Raw genomic sequence first — 13,501 nt, forward strand, 5'->3', positions numbered from 1 at the left:
GAGACCAGACCGGATGCCCGATGCCCCGCGCGACCTCGTCAGCGACATGCCCGAGCCGGGCGAGGTACGCATGCTGCAGCCCGGCTTGCTGCGCGCCCGCATGCCGCTGCCCTTCCCGCCGGGCCATGTGAACATCTGGCTGCTCGAGCATGACGGCGGCTGGCTGGCGGTGGATACCTCCGTCGCCGGGCGGACCAGTCGCGGCCTCTGGGACCAGGTGCTGGCGCAGCCGGTACTCGGCGGCCGGCCGCTGACCGGCCTGCTGGTCACGCATTTCCACCCCGACCATATCGGCCTCACCGGCTGGCTCTGCGAACGCTTCGGCCTGTTCCCGACCATGACGCGCATCGAATGGCTGATGGCCCGCGCGCTCTGGTACGACAGCGGCCCGGACATGATGGCGCAGCAGCTCGCGCATTACGCCCGCGCCGGCTGCACGCCGGAATACCTCTCCTTCGTCGAGGGGCGCGGGGCGCTCTACCAGCGCGCGGTCGCCGAGCTGCCGCGCAGCTTCCATGCGATCAAGGACGGTCGCAGCATCCGCATCGGCGGCAGCGAGTGGCGGGTGATGACCGGCGCCGGCCATGCGCCCAACATGGCGACGCTCTATTGCGCCGAGCGCGGCGTGCTGATCTCGGCCGACCAGATCCTGCCGCGCATCTCCCCCTATATCGGTCTGCATCCGGGCGAGCCGGAGGCCGATCCGCTCGGCGACTTCCTCTCGAGCAACGAGCGCTTCCGCGCGCTGCCGGAGGACACGCTGGTCCTGCCCTCGCATGGCGAGCCCTTCACCACGCTGCACCGGCGGCTCGACCAGCTCGCCGGCCACCATGCCGAGCGGCTGGATACGCTCGCCGAGGCCTGCCGCGAGCCGCTGACCGCCTTCGAGGCCGCGCAGGTGCTCTTCCCCCGCGCGACCGGCGAGCTGTCGCAGGTCGGCTTCACCGTCGGCGAGACGTTGGCGCATCTGCGTCGGCTGGAGCGGCAGGGACGGCTCTCGGTCGAGCCCGGCCCCGGCGATGCCGTGAGGTTCCGGACGCGCACATGAGCTTCGACGCCGATGTGGTGGTGGTCGGTGCCGGCGCGGCCGGCATCGCGGCGGCGCGCGCGCTGCTGGCGCGAGGGCGGACGGTGCGGGTGCTGGAGGCGGGCGGGCGGCTCGGCGGGCGGGCCTTCACCGACACCGAGTCGCTCGGCGCGCCCTTCGATGCCGGCGCCTCCTGGATCCATGTGGCGGAGCGCAACCCGCTGACGCCGATCGCGCAGGGCATGGGCTTCACGCTGCGCGACGAGCGGCGGCGGGTGCGCGACATCCTGCTGGTCCGCGGCCGGCCGGCCACCGCCGGGGAGCGCGCGGCGCATGACGCGGCGGCCGAGGCCTGGGAGGCCGCGGCCGAGGCGCGGGATGCCGCCGGCGGCGAGGACATCCCGCTCGCCCAGGCGGTGCCGCGCGGCGGGCCCTGGGACGCCACCATGGCCTATTGGTTCAGCACCATCATCTCCGGCGTGGAGGCGGAGCGCTTCAGCCTGCGCGACTACGTGGCGACCGGGCTGGACGGCGGGAACCTGCAGGTGCGGGAGGGCTTCGGCACGCTGGTCGCGCGGCTGGGGGAGGGCCTGCCGGTGACGCTGCACGCGCCGGTCGCGCGGCTGCGCCAGGACGGCGCCGGCCTCGCGGCGGAGGGCGGCTGGGGCGTGCTGCGGGCGCGGGCGGCGATCGTCACCGTCTCGACCGGCGTGCTGGCGGCGAAGGGCATCCAATTCGAGCCTGAATTGCCGGACGAGGTCCATGCGGCGATCGCCGGGTTGCCGCAGGGGCTGCTGAGCAAGGTCGTCCTGCGGGCTTCGGGGGAGGGGCGGCTCGGCCTCGGTCCCTTCTCGCGGCTGGGGCGGATGGTCGAGGGGCCCGGCGACCACGCCATGTCCTGGATGCTCTGGCCCTGGGGCCGCGACCATGCCGTCGGCTTCCTCGGCGGCGAACTCGCCTGGCAACTGGCGCAGGAAGGCCCGGCCGCGGCCGAGGCCTTCGCCCGCGCCGAGCTCGCCCGTTATGTCGGCGCGGCGGAAGTCGCGCGCAGCTTCGCCCCGGGCGCCGTCGTGACCCGCTGGGCGGAGGACCCGCTTTTCCTCGGCGCCTATTCCCATGCCCGAGTCGGGCACTACGGTGCCCGCGCCGCGCTGCGCGACGCGGCTCCGGGCGATGGCCGGCTGCGCTTCGCCGGCGAGGCCTGCCACCCGCGCTATGCCGGCACGGTCGGCGGCGCCTGGGAGAGCGGCGAGCACGCCGCGGCGGCAATCGACGCCACGCTCGGCTGACGCGCAGGCCGCGTCGGGGTATGGCGCGGGCATGATTTGCATCGACGTCGCCGGCCCCGTCGCGTCGCGCGCCACCGGATGCTTGCCGGTCGAGGACCTGCGCCAGGTCGCCCCTGTGCACGCGCCGGCGGCGGGCGCATGACGGCGTTGCGTCCACACCCCCGGCCTGCCGCGGCGGAGGCCGCGGATCCCATCCGCCCGCGCGCCGCGACCGAGGGCCGGAATGGGGGTGCCGGCGGCAACGTCCCGCGCGCGATGCTCTGGATGCTGGCGAGCGGGCCGCTCTTCACCTGCCTCAATGCCCTGCTCCGCACGCTGGCGCAGCAGCTCGATCCCTTCGTCGCGCAGTTCCTCCGCTACGGCGCCGGCCTGCTGGTCATGCTGCCCTTCATCTGGCGCGCGGGGCTTGCCGCCTACCGGCCGAAGGGCCTCGGCGGGCAGCTCTGGCGCGGCGCCGTGCATACCGGCGGGCTGATGCTCTGGTTCGTCGCCGTGCCGCATGTGCCGCTGGCGGAGATGGTGGCGCTCGGCTTCACCACGCCGCTCTTTATCATGCTCGGCGCGATCCTCTTCCTGCGGGAGAGGCTCGTGCTCGCGCGCTGGGTCGCGGCGCTGGTCGGCTTCGCCGGCGTGCTGGTCGTGGTCTCCCCGGGGCTGGGCGGTGGCGGCAACCCTTATGCGCTGGTGATGCTCGCCAGCTCACCGCTCTTCGCTGCCTCTTTCTTCATCACCAAGGCGCTGACGAAGCGCGACACGCCGGCGGTGATCGTGGCGTGGCAGGCGATCGGCGTGACGGCCTTCACCATGCCGCTCGCGCTCTGGTCCTGGACCTGGCCGACGCCGCTGCAATGGGCGCTGTTCCTGCTGGCCGGGGCGCTGGGCTCGGCCGGGCATTTCTGCCTGACGCGCGGCTATGCGCTGGCCGACATCTCGGCGACGCAGCCGGTGAAGTTCCTCGAGCTGATCTGGGCCTCGGCCATGGGCTTCGCGGTCTGGGGCGACATTCCGGGGCGGACGACGCTGCTGGGCGGCGCGGTCATCTTCGCCGCCACCACCTGGATCGCGCGGCGCGAGGCGCGGGCGCGGCGGTAGCGCCGCGCCTCGCGGCTGCGCTACTCCGCCGCCACCCGCGGCACCGCGCCCGGCACCGCGTCCTTCAGCGCCGGCATGACCTGCTTCGCGAAGATCTCGATGTTCTTCATGGTCAGGTCGTGCGGCAGGGTGCCGAAATGCAGCCCGGCCATGACCAGGTTGAAGCCGCCGCGGCGCTGGTACTCGGCCAGCTGGTCGATCACCGTCTGCGGCCCGCCGCAGATGAAGGTGCCCTGCTCAAGCATCTGCTCCATCGTCCGGTATCCGCCGGTGATGGTCTTGCGTGACTGGATCAGCCCCTTCATCGAGGCGAGCGAGGTATAGCCCGGCGGCAGCAGGTATTCCTGCGGCATGCGGAGGAACTTGTTGGCGAAGGCCTCGATATGCGGCTTCGCCTCCCGCCGCGCGGTCGCGTCATCCTCCGCCACATAGAGTTTGATCGACCATCCCAGCTGGTCCGGGCTGGCCTGGTAGCCGCGCCGCTCGGCCTCGTCGCGGTAGAGCTGCATGGTCCTGAACAGCGTGGCCGCTGGCGCCGCGGTCTGCAGGTAGGTGTAGCGCCGCGCCGGGTCGGCGGCGAACTCGACGGTCTCGCGCGAGCCCTGGGAGGGGATCCAGACCGGCGGATGCGGCTGCTGGTAGACCCGCGGCCAGAGGTTCACATGCGGGAAGTGGTAGTGCTTGCCCTCCCACGGGAAGGGACCCGTGCGGGTCCAGGCCGCCATGATCAGGTCATGCGCCTCGTGGAAGCGCTCGTGGCTCTCGGTCGGGTTCACCGCGAGCGAATGGTACTCGGCGCCGATACCGCGCACGAAGCCGGTGACCAGCCGCCCGCGGGTGATGTTGTCGAGGACCGCGAATTCCTCGGCGACCGAGAGCGGGTTGGACAGCACCGGCAGCGCCCGCCCCAGCACGGCGATTTTCGCCGTCTCCGGGATGCGCCGCGCCAGCATGCCCGCGAAGACGTTCGGGCAGGGCATCAGCCCATAGGCGTTCTGGTGGTGCTCGTTGACGCCGACGCCCTCGAAGCCCAGCGCCGCGGCGTATTCCAGCTCGTCGAGATAGCGGTGGTAGAGGTCGGCGCCCTTCACCGGGTCGTAGAAGCTGTTCGGCAGCGTGACCCAGGAGGAGGGGTAGGTCTTGTCGTAGTCCGGATCGAGGTCCGCATAGGGCATCAGGTGGAAGAAGTAGAACCTCATCGGCCGGCCCTCCCCAGGAACTCCTCGACGATGGCGCAGAACGCCTCGGTCTTCTCGACCTGCGGCGAGTGGCCGCAGTCCGCCACCACCACCGCCTCGCTGCCCGGGACCAGCCCGGCCCAGTGCTGCGCGTAGACGGCGGGGAGGACGGCGTCCTCGGCGCCCCAGAGGATCAGCGTCGGCACGTCGATCCGGTGCAGCCACTTGTGCAGGTGCGGGTCGTGCCAGCGCGGCGACCAGGCCAGGCGCGCGGTGGCGAAGCGGTTCTTCAGGCGCCGGTCGATCTCCGCCTCGTCCGGCTCCGCCGCCAGCAGCGCATCGGCGAGGGACTGGTCGTGGAACAGGGCGCGCGTCGCCTGCTCCTCGGTCCAGAGGAAGGTGTCGGGCCGCGGCACGCCCTTCATGTGCAGGCCGGCGGGGCCGATCAGCGTCAGGCTCGCCAGCCGGTCCGTGCTGCGCACCGCCGCCTCCGCCGCCACCCAGCCGCCGAGCGAGGCGCCCACCAGGTGCGCGCCGCTGATGTCGAGCGCCTTGAGCAGGTCGAGCACGAAATAGGCGACGTCGTGGATGGTGTCGAACCAGTCCGGGGTGTCGGTGCGCCCGAAGCCCGGCATCTCGGGCGCGATGACCGCATGGCGTTCCGCCAGCCGCGCCAGCGCCGGCGTCCAGCGGCCGCCGCCGCCCGCGCCGTGCAGCCAGAGCAGGGGCGGGCCCTCGCCGCCGCGCTGGACCAGGGTGCGGCAGCCCGCGATGGTGACGAATTCCTCGATCATGCCGGCCGGATCCCCGTCTCCGCAATCACAGCAGCCCAGGTCTCCCGTTCGGAGGCCAGCATCTGCGCCAGGTCCTCGGCGCTGCCGCCGACCGGCTCGAAGCCCAGGCCGCGCAGCCGTGCCGCGAAGTCGGGCGCGGCGACGGCCTGGCGCACCGCGCGCTCGATTACCGCGGCGATCGGCGCCGGCGTGCCCTGGGGCAGGAACACCGCCTGCCAGGGCGCCGGCTCGAAGCCCGGGAAGCCGAGCTCGCCGAAGGTCGGGATCTCGCCCAGCACGCCGAGCCGCCGGCGGCCGCTGACCGCCAGCGCATGCACCTGCCCGTCGCGGATCGACTGCATGCCGCTGGCGGAATCGACGATGCCGCAGCGGATGTGGTCGGCGATCAGGTCGCGGATCAGGTTCGGCGTATTGGTGTAGTGGACGATCTCGTTGCCCAAGCCGGCGCGCTTGATCAGCAGCGCGGCGTTGATGTGGCTGGCGGTGCCATGGCCGTAATCGGCGAGGATGAATCGCTCCGGCTGCGCCCGCACCAGCGCGAGGAACTGCTGCAGCGTCCGCGCCGGCACCTGCGGCGGCACGACCAGCACCGTCGCCGCCTGGTGCAACTGGGAGACCGGCATGAACTGCCGCACGTCGTAGCTCAAGGAGGGGTCGACCAGCGGCGCCAGCAGGATGGAGGAGATGCTGCACATGAGGGTGTGGCCATCCGGCCGCGCCCGCGCCGCCGCCAGGATGCCGACCGCGCCGACGCCCTGGTTCAGGTTCTCCACCACGACGCCTTGGCCGAAGGACTCCGCGAGCTTCATCGCCAGCGCCCGGGCGATGACATCGGCGCCGCTGCCGGGGCCGGAGGGCACGATCATCCGCACCGGCCGGTCCGGCCGCCACTCGCCCTGCGCCGCCACCCGGCTTGCGGCCAGCGCGCCCCCCAGGGCGCCGAGCATGGGCCGGCGCCCGATCCTTCCCTGCATCCGCCCCTCCCCAGGGGTGTCCTTTGCGGGGAGTAGAGCAGCCGCGGCGCGCGCCGGCCAGACCCGATCAGCCGCGCTCGATATGCCCGCGGATGGCGCCGGCCGCGTCCACCCAGCCCTTCTTCGCGGCATAGGCGAGCATGGCCTCGAAGCCCTGGACCCAGGCGGCGTCGCCGGCGCGGCCGGAGGCGGCGCGCAGCCAATCGGGCGAGATCCAGGCGTGGTCGCCATCGAGGCGCCCGGCCGGGCCGAGGGCGGCGGCGAGCGCCTCCCCATGCAGCCCCTCCGCGACGAGGACCTTGAAGGCCTTCAGGTCCTCCGGCGCGTCGAGCCGCGCGCCGGCCGTCGAGACATGGATGATCACGGAGGCTTCCTTCCGGGACGGCGGGCTCTGGCGGCCCGCTCGAGGGTATCGGGGAGGGCGGGCCCTCCCCGCAGCGTCAGCCGCGCGCCTTCGCCTCGCGCCGGCGGCGGTGCAGGATGAACTCCGTATAGCCGTTGGGCTGGGTCGTGCCCTCGAAGACCAGGTCGCGGGCGGCATGGAAAGCCGGGCCATCGAAGGCCGGCGCCATCGGCGTATAGGCCGGGTCGCCCGCATTCTGCTTGTCCACGACGACCGCCATGCGGCGCAGCGTCTCCTCGACCTGCTCCTGCGTGGCGATGCCGTGGCGCAGCCAGTTGGCGATGTGCTGCGCGCTGATGCGCAGCGTCGCGCGGTCCTCCATCAGCCCGACATCGTTGATGTCCGGCACCTTGGAGCAGCCGACACCCTGGTCCACCCAGCGCACGACATAGCCGAGGATGCCCTGGGCGTTGTTGTCGAGCTCCGCCTTCACCGCATCGGCCGGGAAGTTGGTATCGGCCGCGAGCGGGATGGTCAGGATATCGTCGAGCTTCGCCCGCTTGCCACCCTTGGCCAGTTCCTCCTGCCGCGCGGCCACGTCCACCTCATGGTAGTGCAGCGCGTGCAGCGTCGCGGCGGTGGGGGAGGGGACCCAGGCGGTATTGGCGCCGGCCTTGGGGTGGCCGACCTTCTGCTCCAGCATCGCCGCCATGGCGTCCGGCGCCGCCCACATGCCCTTGCCGATCTGCGCCCGGCCGCGCAGGCCGCAGGCGAGGCCGGTATCGACGTTGTTGTCCTCGTAGGACCTGATCCAGGCGGCGCCCTTCATGTCGTTCTTGCGGATGACCGGGCCCGCTTCCATGGAGGTGTGGATCTCGTCGCCGGTGCGGTCGAGGAAGCCGGTATTGATGAACACCACGCGGTCGCGGGCGGCGCGGATGCATTCCTTGAGGTTCACCGTGGTGCGGCGCTCCTCATCCATGATGCCCATCTTGATGGTGTTGCGCGGCAGGCCGAAGGCGTCCTCGACGCGGGAGAAGAGCTCGTTCGCCCAGGCGACTTCCTCCGGCCCGTGCATCTTCGGCTTGACGATGTAGATGCTGCCGGCGCGGCTGTTCAGGTGCTTGCCGCGCAGGTCGTGCAGGGCGATCGCCACCGTGCACATGGCATCCAGGATCGTCTCCGGCGTCTCCTGACCCGCGAGCGTCACCACGTCCGTCATCATGTGGTGGCCGACGTTGCGCACCAGCATCAGCGAGCGGCCATGCAGCGTGACGGCGCCGCCCGCGGGTTTCAGCCAGGTGCGGTCGGCGTTCAGCGTGCGGGTCAGCGTCTTGCCGCCCTTCTCGAACTGCGCCGACAGCGTGCCGTTCATCAGGCCGAGCCAGTTGCGGTAGACCAGGATCTTGTCCTCGGCATCCACCGCGGCGACCGAATCCTCGCAGTCGACGATGGTCGTGACCGCGCTCTCCAGCACCAGGTCGGCGATGCCGGCCGGGTCGTCCTTGCCGATCGGGTGGTCGCGGTCGATGCGCAGCTCGGCATGCAAGCCGTTCTGCACGAACAGGATCGCGGCCGGCGCATGCGGCTCGCCCTGGTAGCCGATGCAATGGCCGGGCTGGGCGAGGCCGATGGAGCGGCCATCCCGCAGCGTCACCGCCAGCGTGCCGGCGGTGATGGCATAGGATTTGGCATCGCGGTGCGAGGCGCCGCCGGCGAGCGGCGCGATCCGGTCGAGCACGCCGCGGGCGTAGTCGATCACCTTCTTCCCACGCGCGGGGTTGTAGCCCTTGCCGCGCGTCGCGCCGTCGGTCTCCGGGATCGCGTCCGTGCCGTAGAGCGCGTCGTAGAGGCTGCCCCAGCGGGCATTGGCGGCGTTCAGCGCGTAGCGGGCATTGGAGACGGGGACGACGAGCTGCGGGCCGGCGATCTGGCCGAACTCAGCATCCACGTTGGTAGTGCCGACCTGGAAGTCCGGCCCCTCGGGGACGAGGTAGCCGATCTCCTGCAGGAATGCCTTGTAGGCCGCGAGGTCCACGGGCTTCGCCGGATGCGCGCGATGCCAGGCATCGATCTTCGCCTGCAACTCGTCGCGCTTCCGCAGCAGGGCGGCGTTGCGGGGGGCGAGGTCCTTCAGGATGGCGGCGTAGGAGGACCAGAAGCGCTCCGCGGAGACGCCCGTACCCAGCAGGGCTTCCTTCTCGAGGAACTCGGCCAGTTGCCGCGCGACCGTCAGACCCGCCATCTCGACCGTTTCCGCCACTGACCGCCTCCGTCCTTGATGTCCCCGGCCGGGCCGGGCCCGGAGGCGCCGTACCTAGGCGGAAAGCGGCCGAGGCGCAAAGGGGGTGGGGCGGCGCGCGGCCGGAACATACATCCCCCGGTGGACCCGAGTGGCGATCAGGCGGCGAGCGCGGCCATCCCGGCCGCGGCGGCGCGCAGGCGCGGCAGCACCTCCCGCCCGAAGCGGGTGAGGGCGCGCTTCACCGCCGCGCCGGGCAGCCCGGTGAAGCCCATGTAGAGGGAATAATGCGTCGGCCGCAGCAGGCGCATGTCGGCGATCAACTGCTCGGCGATCTTCTCCGGCGCGCCGATCAGCCCATGCTCCAGCAGCCATTCCACCGTCGGCTCGCCCTCGAAGGCGAGGGGGCGGAGATGCACGCCGTCCCGCGGCGGGACGGCGGCACGCAAGGAGCGGGTATTGCGGGCGAGGTTCAGCAGCCCCTCGGCCGCCTGCCGGGCCTCGGCCCGGTCCTCGGTGACGAAGAGGTAGCGCTGGATGCCGAGCGGCATGGGCTCCGGCCCGCCGACGCCGCGCCAGGCCTCCCGCAGGTCCTGGCACATGCCGGTGGATTGCGGGCCGCTGCGATAGCCCTGGCTGACCATGGGCGTGGCGCCGGCCCGGACGCCGCGCGCGAGCACCGCCGGCGTCGAGGAGGCGAGGAACATCGGCGGCATGCGGCCGGAGAGGGTCCGCGCGGCGACCGGCGTGTCCTCGATCCGGTAATGCACGCCGAGGTGATGCACGCGCCCGGTGGTCAGCGCCTGCTCGACGATGTCCCAGCCCTCCAGCAGCCTCTCGTAGCGGGAGTCGATCGGCACGCCGAGGCTGCGGAACTCGTGCGGCTGGTGGCCGGGGCCGAAGCCGAGCAGGGCGCGGCCGCCGCTGATCTGGTCCAGCATCGCCACCTCCTGCGCCACGCGCAGCGGGTGGTGCAGCGGCAGCACGACGACGGCGGGGCCGAGCAGGATGTGCGAGGTCACCGCGGCGCAATGTGTCGCCATCAGCAGCGGCGAGGCGCAGACCGAGGCGGAGGAGAAATGGTGCTCCGCGAACCAGGTCGCATCGAAACCCAGCTCCTCCGCCAGGCGCACCTGGCGGACGGTATTCGCCAGCACAGCGGCGGGCGTCTCGCCCGGGTGGTTCATCGACATCAGGTTGAAGTAGGCGAACTGCATGCCCGGTCCCGCGGATGCTGCGCTGCGGGAAAGGCTGGCATCGCGGGGGGCGGGGCGCAAGCGGCCCCGCCCCCCTGAGCCTCAGCGGTCGAGCACCGCGCGGTCGTTCTTCGCGACCAGCGTGCGGACATGCGGCTCGAGCTCGGCCTGGGTGAGGCCCCAGCTCTCCGCGAACTGCATGACCAGCCGCTGCTCGCCCTGCTCCGTCTCGCCGTCGCTCATGGCGCTGTCGATCATGTTGAGCAGGATGCAGAGCTTCTGCTCCGGCCGCAGGCGGGGATTGCTGTCGGCGAGGAACTGCGTCGGCTGGGTGGCGCGGACATAGCGCAGCGCGGCATTGAGCTGCTCGCGCGTCGCGCCGCGGCCGAGGACGGAGACGAGGTGGCCGATCTCCTCCTCGTCCATCTCCCCGTCCGCGCCCATGCAGTAGATCAGCGAGACGAGGAGGCAGGTGCGCGGATTGAGGTCGAGCGAGGCGGATTGCGACTTGAACATTCCGAACATGGCTGGCCCCCCTGCGGCCGGCCGCACCGGCCCATCCGGTGCGGCTTACGGTCGGGCCAAGTATGGATTACAGGGATGTAATGCAAGCCCCCGCCCTGCGGGTCAGAGCCCGGCGCGGTCGAGCCGCAGGATCGCCCGCGCCATGGCCTGGGCGCGCGGTACCATGCTGGCGACCTCGAGATATTCCTCCGGGCTATGCGCCTTGCCGCCGACCGGGCCGACGGCGCAGATGGTTGGTGCGCCAACCGCGGCGGTGAAGCCGCTATCGGCGCAGCCGCCGGAGAACTCGCCGGTGACGGCAAGGCCGCTCTCCTTCGCCGCGTCGACATACATCCCGAACAGCTTCGCGGCCGCGGGCGTCTGGGTCAGCGGCAGGAACTCGCCGCGGATGGTGAGCTTCGCCTTAGTGCCGGGAACATGGCTGCGGGCGATGATGTCGTGGATCTTCCCCATCACCTCGTCGCGGTCGGCGGGCTCGACATAGCGCAGGTCGATCTGGCCCTGCGCCCAGGGGGCGACGGTGTTCACGCTCTGCCCGCCCGAGACCAGGCCCACGTTCAGCGTGATGCCGCGCTTGAGGTCGGTCAGCGCATGGATCGCCTGGATCTTGCGGGCCAGTTCCTCGATGGCGCTGATGCCGGCCTCGAAATTGCCGCCGGAATGGGCCGCCTTGCCCTCGATGTCGAAGACCGAGAAGACGCCGCCCTTGCGGCCCGTCACCACGCCGCCATTGGGACGGCCGGGCTCCGAGTTGAAGACCACGCGCGCCTCGCGCGCCGTCGCCTCGATCACCGCGCGCCCCTCGGGGCTGCCGATCTCCTCGTCGCCGGTGAAGAGGCCGAGCAGTGGGCCCGGGGCGCCGCCGAAGCGCCGGAAGGCGGCCAGGACGAACATGTTCATCACGAGGCCGGCCTTCATGTCGGCGACGCCGGGGCCGGTGGCGATGCCGTTCTCGATCCGGAAGGGGCGGCGGGTCGGCTCGCCCTTCGGGAAGACCGTGTCGCGGTGGCCCATCAGCACGATGGAGCGCTGCATGTTGCCGCTGGCCAGCGCCTCGCCGCCCGCGACGCGGGCCTTCAGGCAATCGCCGTAGGTCTCGCGCGGCACGACCTCCACGGGGATGTCCTGCTCGGCCATGAAGCGCTTGACGATCTCGCCCACGGCATCGACGCCGGCCTTGTCGTAGCTGCCGCCATCGGTGTTCACCATGGCCTCGAGCACCCGCAGCATCGCCTCCTGCTGGGTGGCGAGCCAGGCGGTGATGGTGGATTCGGTGCTCTCGGCGGTCATGCGCGTCTCTCCGTCTCGGGGGGCGGCAGGCTGGCACCGCCGGGGCGGGAGGGAAAGACCGCGCCGGCGCTACTCGATCCTGCCGATCCGCCGCACGGCCTTGACGAGGCGCGCGGTGTCGTCGCGGAAGAAGCGCTCGAAGGCGGCGCCGTCGCGGTGGTCCAGCGCATTGCCGCCGGCCTCCAGCGCGCGCCGCAATTCCGGGTCGGCGGCGACGCCCGCCATGGCCTGCCGCAGCGCCTCCCGCAGCGGCGCCGGCGTGCCGGCGGGCGCGAAGACGCCGGCCCAGATGTAGTACTCGGCCTCCGGGAAGCCGCGCTCGATCAGCGTCGGCACCTGCTCGAAGCCCGGCGCGCGGCGGGCGCCCCAGCTCGCCAGCACGCGCACGGCGCCCGATTTCAGGTGCGGCGTGATCGGCCCCGGCCCGCTCGCCAGCGCCTGCACCTGGCCCGAGAGCAACGCCGTCAGTGCCGGCCCACCGCCCTGGAAGGGCACGTGCAGCAGGTCGAGCCCGGCCGCCGTGGTCAGCATCGCCATCGGCAGGTGCAGCGCGCCGTAATTGCCGGAGGAGGAATAGGGGATCGCACCCGGCCGCCGCTTCGCATCGGCGATGAACTCCTCCAGGCTTCGCCAGGGCGCCTCGGCCGGCACGGCCAGGTAGGTCGGGTCGGCGGTGAAGAGCGCGATGGGCGCGAGCTGGTCGATCTCATAGGCCGGCGGCCGGCCGAGGAGCCGCGCCGCCTCCGGGATCACCGCCAGCGAGGACAGCGCCATCAGCAGCGTGTACCCGTCCGGCGCCGCCCGGGCGACCGAGGCATTGCCGATCTCGCCCGAGGCGCCCGGGCGATTCACCACCGGCACGGGCTGCTTCCACAGCCGCTCCAGCCCCGCCGCGACCGGCCGCGCCACGACGTCGCCCTGCCCGCCGGGCGGGAAGGAGACGACCAGCGTGACGGCGCGGTTCGGGAATCCCTCCTGCGCGCGGGCGGCGAGGGGCGCGGCCGTCGCGGCGAGCGCAGCGGCGAGGAGGGGGCGGCGATGCAAGGGGCGTCTCCCGGTGTCTCTGGCGTCGATGCGCGTGGCCATCGCACCAGAGCCGGGGCAGCCTGCCAAGCTCCCCCGGTCAGCCGCCCGGTGCGGCCGCGAGTTGCTGGAAGGTGAGGTGGTTGCCGTCGGGATCGGAGACCACGGTCAGCCTCCCCCAGGGCGCCGCGATGATGTCGGAGGGCGATGCGCCGGCCGCGAGCAGCGTCCGGCGGCAGGCCTCGATATCCTCGGTCTCGAAGACGAGGCCCCGCAGGCTGCCCGGCACCATGCTCGGGAACCAATTGGCCAGCATGATGGCCGCGCCGGTGCCGCGCGGCGCGAGCCGGACGACATGGACGGTCTTGCGGCCGGTCCAGACATTCTCGTCGTCGAGGATCTCGAAGCCGAGGACGCCGGCATAGAAGGCCTTGGCGCGCCGGACATCGCTGACCGGAACGGTGACGGTGCTGAGCTGGGCATCCATGCAGGGACTCCAGGGCGGATCACGGCGGCGCTGCCTCCCCG

General features: G+C 72.2%; 13 protein-coding genes. 3 read left to right on the forward strand and 10 right to left on the reverse strand.

Going from position 1 to position 13,501, the window contains the following annotated elements; all coding sequences use genetic code 11:
- Positions 1 to 13: 13 nt before the first annotated feature.
- The 3 genes from Q7A36_RS02350 (at position 14) to Q7A36_RS02360 (ending at position 3,408) form a co-directional block, all read left to right on the forward strand.
- Complete coding sequence (locus tag Q7A36_RS02350; RefSeq protein ID WP_305102039.1) at positions 14 to 1,048, forward strand: MBL fold metallo-hydrolase; 1,035 nt, start codon at positions 14 to 16, stop codon at positions 1,046 to 1,048.
- Complete coding sequence (locus tag Q7A36_RS02355) at positions 1,045 to 2,316, forward strand: flavin monoamine oxidase family protein (protein WP_305102040.1); 1,272 nt, start codon at positions 1,045 to 1,047, stop codon at positions 2,314 to 2,316. Before Q7A36_RS02350 ends, Q7A36_RS02355 begins: the two co-directional genes overlap by 4 nt.
- Positions 2,317 to 2,454: 138 nt before the next feature.
- On the forward strand, positions 2,455 to 3,408 hold the full coding sequence (locus Q7A36_RS02360; RefSeq protein WP_305102041.1) for a DMT family transporter: 954 nt from the start codon (positions 2,455 to 2,457) through the stop codon (positions 3,406 to 3,408).
- Positions 3,409 to 3,428: 20 nt separating this feature from the next.
- Here Q7A36_RS02360 and Q7A36_RS02365 read toward each other — a convergent pair whose 3' ends face one another.
- The 10 genes from Q7A36_RS02365 to Q7A36_RS02410 all read right to left on the reverse strand — a co-directional run bounded on the left by Q7A36_RS02365 (position 3,429) and on the right by Q7A36_RS02410 (position 13,460).
- Positions 3,429 to 4,607 (reverse strand): LLM class flavin-dependent oxidoreductase, encoded by a 1,179-nt coding sequence (locus Q7A36_RS02365; RefSeq protein WP_305102042.1) that lies wholly within the window; start codon positions 4,605 to 4,607, stop codon positions 3,429 to 3,431.
- Positions 4,604 to 5,380, reverse strand: coding sequence for an alpha/beta fold hydrolase (locus Q7A36_RS02370; protein ID WP_305102043.1), 777 nt, complete (start codon positions 5,378 to 5,380; stop codon positions 4,604 to 4,606). Before Q7A36_RS02370 ends, Q7A36_RS02365 begins: the two co-directional genes overlap by 4 nt.
- Complete coding sequence (locus Q7A36_RS02375; protein WP_305102044.1) at positions 5,377 to 6,354, reverse strand: Bug family tripartite tricarboxylate transporter substrate binding protein; 978 nt, start codon at positions 6,352 to 6,354, stop codon at positions 5,377 to 5,379. The genes Q7A36_RS02370 and Q7A36_RS02375 overlap by 4 nt, the downstream gene beginning before the upstream one ends.
- A 67-nt stretch (positions 6,355 to 6,421) precedes the next feature.
- Positions 6,422 to 6,718 carry a hypothetical protein gene (locus Q7A36_RS02380; protein ID WP_305102045.1) on the reverse strand — a complete coding sequence of 99 codons (297 nt, stop codon included), beginning with the start codon at positions 6,716 to 6,718 and terminating at the stop codon, positions 6,422 to 6,424.
- Between the two features lie 76 nt (positions 6,719 to 6,794).
- A complete protein-coding gene (locus Q7A36_RS02385; RefSeq protein ID WP_305102046.1) occupies positions 6,795 to 8,942 on the reverse strand; it encodes a malate synthase G in 2,148 nt (715 codons plus the stop codon).
- A 155-nt stretch (positions 8,943 to 9,097) separates the two neighbouring features.
- Positions 9,098 to 10,156, reverse strand: a complete 1,059-nt coding sequence (locus Q7A36_RS02390; RefSeq protein WP_305102047.1) for an LLM class flavin-dependent oxidoreductase — start codon at positions 10,154 to 10,156, stop codon at positions 9,098 to 9,100.
- Between the two features lie 81 nt (positions 10,157 to 10,237).
- Positions 10,238 to 10,660, reverse strand: coding sequence for a tellurite resistance TerB family protein (locus tag Q7A36_RS02395; RefSeq protein WP_305102048.1), 423 nt, complete (start codon positions 10,658 to 10,660; stop codon positions 10,238 to 10,240).
- A 102-nt stretch (positions 10,661 to 10,762) separates the two neighbouring features.
- Complete coding sequence (locus Q7A36_RS02400; protein ID WP_305102049.1) at positions 10,763 to 11,950, reverse strand: M20 family metallopeptidase; 1,188 nt, start codon at positions 11,948 to 11,950, stop codon at positions 10,763 to 10,765.
- Positions 11,951 to 12,019: 69 nt separating this feature from the next.
- Positions 12,020 to 12,994, reverse strand: a complete 975-nt coding sequence (locus Q7A36_RS02405; RefSeq protein WP_305102050.1) for a tripartite tricarboxylate transporter substrate binding protein — start codon at positions 12,992 to 12,994, stop codon at positions 12,020 to 12,022.
- Positions 12,995 to 13,073: 79 nt separating this feature from the next.
- On the reverse strand, positions 13,074 to 13,460 hold the full coding sequence (locus Q7A36_RS02410) for a VOC family protein (RefSeq protein WP_305102051.1): 387 nt from the start codon (positions 13,458 to 13,460) through the stop codon (positions 13,074 to 13,076).
- Positions 13,461 to 13,501 lie beyond the last annotated feature (41 nt).

Origin of the sequence: Paracraurococcus lichenis (genome assembly GCF_030657435.1) — a bacterium.
In the GTDB taxonomy this organism is placed as follows: domain Bacteria; phylum Pseudomonadota; class Alphaproteobacteria; order Acetobacterales; family Acetobacteraceae; genus Paracraurococcus; species Paracraurococcus lichenis.

Bases quoted from the DNA above. Each gene is read 5' to 3' on its own strand.
- Q7A36_RS02350 (WP_305102039.1), top strand. From the start codon at position 14: ATGCCCGATGCCCCGCGCGACCTCGTCAGCGACATGCCCGAGCCGGGC.
- Q7A36_RS02355 (WP_305102040.1), top strand. From the start codon at position 1,045: ATGAGCTTCGACGCCGATGTGGTGGTGGTCGGTGCCGGCGCGGCCGGC.
- Q7A36_RS02360 (WP_305102041.1), top strand. From the start codon at position 2,455: ATGACGGCGTTGCGTCCACACCCCCGGCCTGCCGCGGCGGAGGCCGCG.
- Q7A36_RS02365 (WP_305102042.1), bottom strand. From the start codon at position 4,607: ATGAGGTTCTACTTCTTCCACCTGATGCCCTATGCGGACCTCGATCCG.
- Q7A36_RS02370 (WP_305102043.1), bottom strand. From the start codon at position 5,380: ATGATCGAGGAATTCGTCACCATCGCGGGCTGCCGCACCCTGGTCCAG.
- Q7A36_RS02375 (WP_305102044.1), bottom strand. From the start codon at position 6,354: ATGCAGGGAAGGATCGGGCGCCGGCCCATGCTCGGCGCCCTGGGGGGC.
- Q7A36_RS02385 (WP_305102046.1), bottom strand. From the start codon at position 8,942: ATGGCGGGTCTGACGGTCGCGCGGCAACTGGCCGAGTTCCTCGAGAAG.
- Q7A36_RS02390 (WP_305102047.1), bottom strand. From the start codon at position 10,156: ATGCAGTTCGCCTACTTCAACCTGATGTCGATGAACCACCCGGGCGAG.
- Q7A36_RS02395 (WP_305102048.1), bottom strand. From the start codon at position 10,660: ATGTTCGGAATGTTCAAGTCGCAATCCGCCTCGCTCGACCTCAATCCG.
- Q7A36_RS02400 (WP_305102049.1), bottom strand. From the start codon at position 11,950: ATGACCGCCGAGAGCACCGAATCCACCATCACCGCCTGGCTCGCCACC.
- Q7A36_RS02410 (WP_305102051.1), bottom strand. From the start codon at position 13,460: ATGGATGCCCAGCTCAGCACCGTCACCGTTCCGGTCAGCGATGTCCGG.